The sequence below is a fragment of the bacterium genome (assembly GCA_024224155.1).
Lineage (GTDB): Bacteria > Acidobacteriota > Thermoanaerobaculia > Multivoradales > JAHEKO01 > CALZIK01.
In genome coordinates this window covers 22,948-29,466 of record JAAENP010000433.1, presented here as the reverse complement: position 1 = coordinate 29,466, position 6,519 = coordinate 22,948, and the positions used below count along the sequence as shown (strand labels likewise).

General features: G+C 64.3%; 5 protein-coding genes. 4 read left to right on the top strand and 1 reads right to left on the bottom strand.

The genetic code is table 11. The annotated features are described in order from the left end of the window. The 3 genes from GY769_21480 to GY769_21470 form a co-directional block, all read left to right on the top strand. The coding region (locus GY769_21480; protein MCP4204490.1) for a hydrogenase iron-sulfur subunit at positions 1 to 562 on the top strand (562 nt) is incomplete at its 5' end. Continuing rightward, the gene (locus GY769_21475) at positions 559 to 717 is read left to right on the top strand and encodes a hydrogenase maturation nickel metallochaperone HypA (protein ID MCP4204489.1); all 159 of its coding nucleotides are present in this window, start codon (positions 559 to 561) and stop codon (positions 715 to 717) included. The genes GY769_21480 and GY769_21475, both read left to right, overlap by 4 nt. Before the next feature lie 4 nt (positions 718 to 721). Further along, the gene (locus GY769_21470; GenBank protein MCP4204488.1) at positions 722 to 1,195 is read left to right on the top strand and encodes a hypothetical protein; all 474 of its coding nucleotides are present in this window, start codon (positions 722 to 724) and stop codon (positions 1,193 to 1,195) included. A 263-nt stretch (positions 1,196 to 1,458) separates the two neighbouring features. On the opposite strand, the gene GY769_21465 is transcribed toward GY769_21470, so the two are convergent. Then, a complete protein-coding gene (locus GY769_21465) occupies positions 1,459 to 3,423 on the bottom strand; it encodes a CocE/NonD family hydrolase (protein MCP4204487.1) in 1,965 nt (654 codons plus the stop codon). A 169-nt stretch (positions 3,424 to 3,592) separates the two neighbouring features. On the opposite strand from GY769_21465, the gene acnA reads away from it, so the two are divergent. Beyond that, a complete protein-coding gene (gene acnA, locus GY769_21460; protein MCP4204486.1) occupies positions 3,593 to 6,358 on the top strand; it encodes an aconitate hydratase AcnA in 2,766 nt (921 codons plus the stop codon). Positions 6,359 to 6,519 lie beyond the last annotated feature (161 nt).

Sequence of the window (6,519 nt, the reverse complement as noted above, 5' to 3'; positions counted from 1 at the left end):
GATCACGGCTCAGATCGACGGCATCCTGGCCGACAACGCGATGGAGAAGATCGTTGCCTTCGCCTGCAACTGGTGTTCGTACGCGGGAGGCGACAACGCCGGAACCTCGCGTCTGCAATACCCGCCGGCAATCCGGTTGATCCGGACCATGTGCAGCGGCCGTGTGGATCAGCGTTTCATCTGGCATGCCTTCGAGCAGGGAGCGCCAATGCTGCTGGTCTCGGGGTGTCACTTCTCCGACTGCCACTACACCGACGCGGTGACCTGGACCCAGCGGCGCGTGGAGAAGGTCTGGACCCAGATGGAGAAGCTCGGCATTCGGCCGGAGCGCCTCCAGCTCGAGTGGATCAGCGCCGCCGAAGGCCAGAAGTTCGCTCGAGTCATGCGCGAGCTCGACGAGATGCTCCAAAGCGTGACCGAGGAAGAGGTCGCCGAGACGGTGAAGATCCTCGCGAAAAAGAAGCTCAGCAAGCCCAAGAAAGTGCTTGGTCCGGCGGCCGTCGTAAGCGCGGCGCCGCCGCCGTCATCGGCCGGCGCCAGTGAGCAAGGACCTCCGGCATGACCGACGCCAAGACGTTCTACTGTTTGCGCTGTCAGAACCGATTCCCGATCGCCTACGACCCCAAGCAGGTCGCGGAGCGATCCTGCCCCAAGTGTGGAAGCAACAGCGTGCGGCTCGAGACGCCCGCGGCCGCCGCGAGCAGAAAAGGAGAATGATGCGATGCCCGAGGTAATGAGCCGAGCGTGGGCACAGCAGGTGCTCGAGGAGCATCGCGAGCTGCGCGCGAAGAAGACCTATCTGCGAGATTTCCTCAGACAGCCGCGGCCGGAGACCGGCAAGTCCGGCGCCCACACCTGGGCCGCGGAGCTCGCCCGCCAGCTTGTCTCACTGCACGACGAGCTGTTTCGGCATTTCCGGTTCGAAGAAGAGGGTGGCATGGTCGAGGAGATCGAGGTTCGGCACCCACGGGCGACCACAACCATCGAGCGACTGGTGGGCGAGCACCCCGAGATGCTGCGCGACCTGCGCAAGCTCATGGACGCGGCGCTCAGGTACTCCGAGGGCCGAGAGCCCGAGGACCCGCTCCTTCGGCATCGCGTAGCGGTCCTGCTGGACCAGCTCGAGCGTCACGAGATGGAGGAGAACGGCCTCATCCAGGATCTCGAGGTTCAGGACCTGGGCCTGGGCGATTAGGTACTTCTGGATCGGCTTCACGCGACTGGTTTGCAGGCGAGTCTCTCCGTCGACTCGAGTCGATTGAGGGCCGCCGGTGCCTCCTTTCGCTCGCGCGGAGAGGCTTCGCTCCAGGAGGCACGCGGGCGGCCCTTCAGGCACACAGGACCGACCCCCTTTCGAGCGCGGGGTAAGGAGTGACCGAGGCTCGCTCCTCGACGGCGGGATTTCGCCACGGTATTTCTGAGTACGGTAGGGGTCCCCGCCGATACCTCGGCCTAGCTCTATTTCACCTTCATCATCGGCAGCTCGATGTAGGAGCTGTGAGTGCGGTCGCGGTAGACGGTAACCCTGGGCGCCTTTCCGGCATTCGGATAGAGGTCGTGGTTGGGACCGTCGGCACCGGCGACGGTGACCCTGAGGCGGTGCCCTTCATCGATCACGATGGCAGTGCCCATGAGGTCGAACACGAGCTCAACCGGCTCCTTTTTGGATAGCTTGAGTCGATCCTTCTTCCGGCAGGGGTGAAAGGGCAGGCCGAAGTTGTCCCATGGCGACTCGGCGACGCTGCGGAAGGCCGCCCGAAGCATGCCTTCGGTTACGTAGTGGGCGTTGCCTTCGGCGTCTATCTCCTCCAGGTAGACGAAGAAATCGCCGTCCTTCTGGGTCGAGGTGACCCAGAGATGGACGACGGGATAACCGACGACGGCCCAGTTCCTCTCCATCGGCTCAGAGGTGTAGGTGAGCGCTTTTTCGTCTTCCGAGGTTCGTTCGTCGTAGAAGGTCGTACCCGGCGGATCGTCGCGCTCGACGCCGTAGCCGGTCATCCAACGCGAGTAGCTGCCCATGCTCGCGGTGAAGTCGACCTTGTACCTGTCGCGTGCCCTCTTTTTGCTCGGTTTCTCGGTGCCGAGGCGGCCATCGTTGACCGAAGCCACGGTTCCCGAGTCGCCGTCCCCAAAGAAGTACTTCTCCGCCTTGGCTTTGCGCGGCGGCCACTGCGCGGTCGCCTTCCACCGCCTGCCGTCCTCGGCTTCGATCTCGTCCCGGCTCAGGTCCTGCCCCGGGCTCTGCGGCACCGTGTTGTTGCCGCGCATCAGGTAGTAGTGGACCGGCTTTTCGTCCATGATGCCGTTGTCGATACCCTTCAGCCAGTAGTCGAACCAGCGCAGGATCTCGGCCCTGTGTACCACTCCGCCGATGCCGGCCGAGTGAGGCCAGGGACCGATGGTCATCTTCTGCGGACCCGGTTTGAGGTTCTCGTACATCAGGGCCTGCTGGGTGGCGTACTGGTCATACCAGCCCAGGAGGTGGTAGGCGGGGATGCCGGCATCCTTGATCGCCTCGGCGCCGTGAATCGAGCTCGCCATGTCCCAGGACCAGGGGGCGCCGTTCTCCCGGGTGATCCGCGAGTTGCGGTACTTCGTTCGATTGGACATCGGGTAGGGCCAGAAGTTGTCCTCGTGCTCGGCGACGGCGGCGTCGCGCATCGAGCCGTCAGTGTCTTCGTCGACCCGTGCCGGCAGGTTGGCTCGGCCCGTGTCCATCCGCCAGACGATGTTCGTCCAGACTTGCATGAAGTCCTTCTTGTAGGCACCACCCTGATAGATGAAGTCGTAGAGAACCGGGCCTGCCATCTCGGCGACGATCGCATCCAGGTGAGGTGGTGCCTGGGTGGCGGCATGATAGGTGGTCATTCCCGAGTACGAGCGCCCCCACATGCCGATGTGGCCGTCGCTCCACTCTTGAGCTGCCAGCCACTCGACGATCTCGTAGACGTCGGCCGTTTCCTCGGCGGAAAACTCGCCATTGCGAAACCCGAAGGAAGAGCCGGTACCGCGGGCGTTGGCGAGGGCCAGTACGTAGCCGTGGCGGAGGATCTCCTGCAGAAAAGAGTATTCGTCGACCATGGTGACGACCTGGCCCCCCTCCTCCCAGGCCCGCAGATAACGGGTGTAGACCAAGATGACCGGCAGAGGCTCTGTCGGCTCGTGACCATTCACCGTTGGCAGGAAGTAGTTGACGGCCAGGAGAGTCCCGTCGAGCATCGGCACGTACTCGGCGTGCCGCGTCCAGTCGTCGAAGATCGGCTCCGAATAGCCGCTGTAGCGGCCAAAGGCGGATATCTGGGCGTTCGAGATCGACGGCAGCGAGATCGAGAGGGTGGTCAGAATCGCGGCGGCCGTGGCGAGTGCCGCCGGCCAAGACACCTTGGCTCCCCTGTCTCTACCGAGAGTTCCCTGTTTCATTCCAAGTTCTCCAATGAGTGACGGCTCGGAGACGGCGCCGCCTGCTGGTACATGTATTTCCCCTTCACTTCTGACACGCGACGGCGGCGCCTGAAGTCCGCAAGAGTCCGGACAGCGACTCGGCCTTCTGGTATCTTTTTCATTCACGTCTTCCCCGGAGATCAAGCCCATGAAAGACAGTTTCTCGACTTCAAGAACCCTCCAAGTCGGTGACCGCACACTGCGTCTGGCCCATCTTCCCTCGCTCGAAGACCGGGGATTCGACATTGCGCGGCTGCCGTTCTCGATGCGCATTCTGCTCGAGAACCTGCTCCGCCGGGAGGACGGCGGCGTGGTTCCGGCCGAAGACATCGGGGCGGTCGCAAAGTGGGATTCCAAGGCCGAGCCCTCCGTCGAGATCGCTTTCATGCCGGCACGAGTGCTGCTCCAGGACTTCACCGGCGTGCCGGCGGTGGTCGATCTGGCGGCCATGCGCGACGCCATGAAGGAGATGGGCGGCGACCCCGAGAAGATCAACCCGCTGCAACCGGCCGAGCTGGTGATCGACCACTCGGTACAGGTCGACGAGTACGGCAGCCAAGCGGCGTTTCTGATCAACGCCGAAAGAGAGTTCGAGCGCAACCGCGAGCGCTACGCGTTCTTGAAGTGGGGTCAGCAGGCCTTCGACAACTTCAAGGTGGTGCCGCCGGACACCGGCATCGTCCACCAGGTGAATCTCGAGTATCTGGGCCGGGTGGTGATGACGGGGTCCGCCTCCGCCTCCGGCGAGCCGCCGTTCGCCTATCCGGATTCTCTGGTGGGGACCGACTCCCACACCACGATGATCAATGGCCTCGGCATTCTGGGCTGGGGCGTGGGCGGAATCGAGGCCGAGGCCGCAATGCTCGGCCAGCCGATCTCGATGCTGGTTCCGCAAGTCGTCGGTTTCCGCCTGATCGGCGAGCTCGCCGCCGGAGCCACCGCGACCGACCTGGTGCTCACCGTGACCCAGATGCTGCGCGAGCGCGGTGTGGTCGGTAAGTTCGTCGAGTACTTCGGACCCGGGCTTCCCAGGCTGCCGCTCGCCGATCGCGCGACGCTCGCCAACATGAGTCCAGAGTATGGCGCGACCTGCGGCATCTTCCCGGTCGACCAGGTGACGCTCGATTACATGGCCTTCACCGGCCGCTCGCCCGGTCTGGTGGCGCTCACCGAGGCCTATATGAAGGAGCAGGGGCTCTTTCATACCGCCGATTCGCCCGAGGCCGAATACTCGGACACGCTCGAGCTCGATCTTTCGACCGTCGAGCCTTCGCTGGCGGGGCCCAAGCGGCCCCAGGACCGGATTCTTCTGGGCGACCTCAAGAGGTCCTTTCTCGACGGCCTCGATGCGTTGAAGGCACCGGCCGGCGGCAAGTCCCCGAGCCTCGAGATGGTCGGCGAGGGCGGAAGCGGAGAAGGCGCCGCGGTGGCCGAAGCCGAGGCCACGGCGGCCGGCATCAAGACCTCCTGGCGGGGCTCCGAGTTCGAGCTTAGAGATGGCTCGGTGGTGATCGCGGCGATCACCTCGTGCACCAACACCTCCAACCCCTACGTGATGGTGGGAGCGGGGCTGCTGGCCAAGAGGGCCGTCGAGCTGGGCCTCGAGTCGCGGCCCTGGGTCAAGACCTCGCTGGCACCGGGCTCGAAGGTGGTCACCGAGTATCTCGATGAGGCCGGTCTGACCACTTATCTCGAGAAGCTCAATTTCCACCTGGTGGGCTACGGTTGCACGACCTGCATCGGCAACTCCGGCCCCTTGCCGGAGCCGATCCGCGAGGCCATTCAAGAGGGTGACCTGGTCGCGTGCTCGGTGCTTTCGGGTAACCGGAACTTCGAAGGCCGCATCGGACCCGACATTCGAGCCAACTACCTGGCCTCTCCACCGTTGGTTGTCGCCTACGCGCTCGCCGGGCGGATCGACATTGATCTCTCGACCGAGCCCCTGGGCGAGGGTGCCGACGGTCCGGTGTATTTGAAAGACGTCTGGCCGGACCCGGAAGAAGTCGACCGGGTGGTTCGTGAATCGCTCAAGTCGGACATGTTCGAGCGGGAATACGGCGAGGTGTACAAGGGCGACGAACACTGGAATGGGATGGAGGTGCCGACCGGCGAGACCTACGCCTGGGAGGCCGACTCGACCTACGTCAAGCTGCCGCCCTACTTCGTCGACATGCCGGCCGAGGCTGCTCCGGTGAGCGACCTCAGCGGAGCCCGCTGCCTGGCGCTGGTCGGGGATTCGATCACCACCGATCACATCTCACCCGCGGGCGCGATCAAACGGGACGCCCCGGCCGGCAAGTACCTCCAGGAAAAGGGTGTGGCACCGGTGGACTTCAACTCCTACGGATCCCGGCGTGGCAACCACGAAGTCATGATGAGAGGCACCTTTGCCAATGTGCGCTTCCGCAATCAGCTCGTGCCTTCGCTCGAGGGCGGCTTCACGCTCCACTTCGCTGGAGACGGCGCGGAGACCCCGATGACTATCTTCGACGCGTCGATGAGATACCGGGAAGAGGGTGTGCCCCTGGTCGTGTTGGCTGGCAAGGAATACGGCACCGGCTCGTCCCGCGACTGGGCGGCCAAGGGCCCGATGCTGCTCGGGGTTCGCGCGGTCGTGGCCCGCAGCTACGAGCGCATCCATCGCTCGAATCTGATCGGCATGGGCATCCTGCCGCTCGAGTTCAAGGACGGGGATTCGGCCGAGACGCTGGGTCTGACCGGCAAGGAAGTCTTCGCGATCAAGGGCCTGGTCGATGTGCTTGGAAACGACTTCAGCAAGAGGGCCGAGGTGACCGTAAAGGCCGGAGAGACAGAGTTTGCCGCGACGGTTCGCCTCGACACCCCGCAAGAGGTCGAGTATTACCGGCACGGCGGGATCTTGCAGTATGTCTTGAGGCAGCTGCTCGCAGCGTAGGGATCGTGGTGCGAAGCGACCGGCCTGTGCGGGTCGGCGGCGATCGGTAGGTCACTCCACCAGAGGACACGCTATCGCGTGAGAGTTGGCCGCCCGGCATTGGTTGCTCAGGGGACGCCTCGGGCTGGTCGGCGTGCCAGACCCGGGCCCTCGGCTGCGCG

Coding starts and splice junctions, on each gene's coding strand:
- GY769_21475 (MCP4204489.1), top strand. CDS start 559: ATGACCGACGCCAAGACGTTCTACTGTTTGCGCTGTCAGAACCGATTC.
- GY769_21470 (MCP4204488.1), top strand. CDS start 722: ATGCCCGAGGTAATGAGCCGAGCGTGGGCACAGCAGGTGCTCGAGGAG.
- GY769_21465 (MCP4204487.1), bottom strand. CDS start 3,423: ATGAAACAGGGAACTCTCGGTAGAGACAGGGGAGCCAAGGTGTCTTGG.
- acnA (MCP4204486.1), top strand. CDS start 3,593: ATGAAAGACAGTTTCTCGACTTCAAGAACCCTCCAAGTCGGTGACCGC.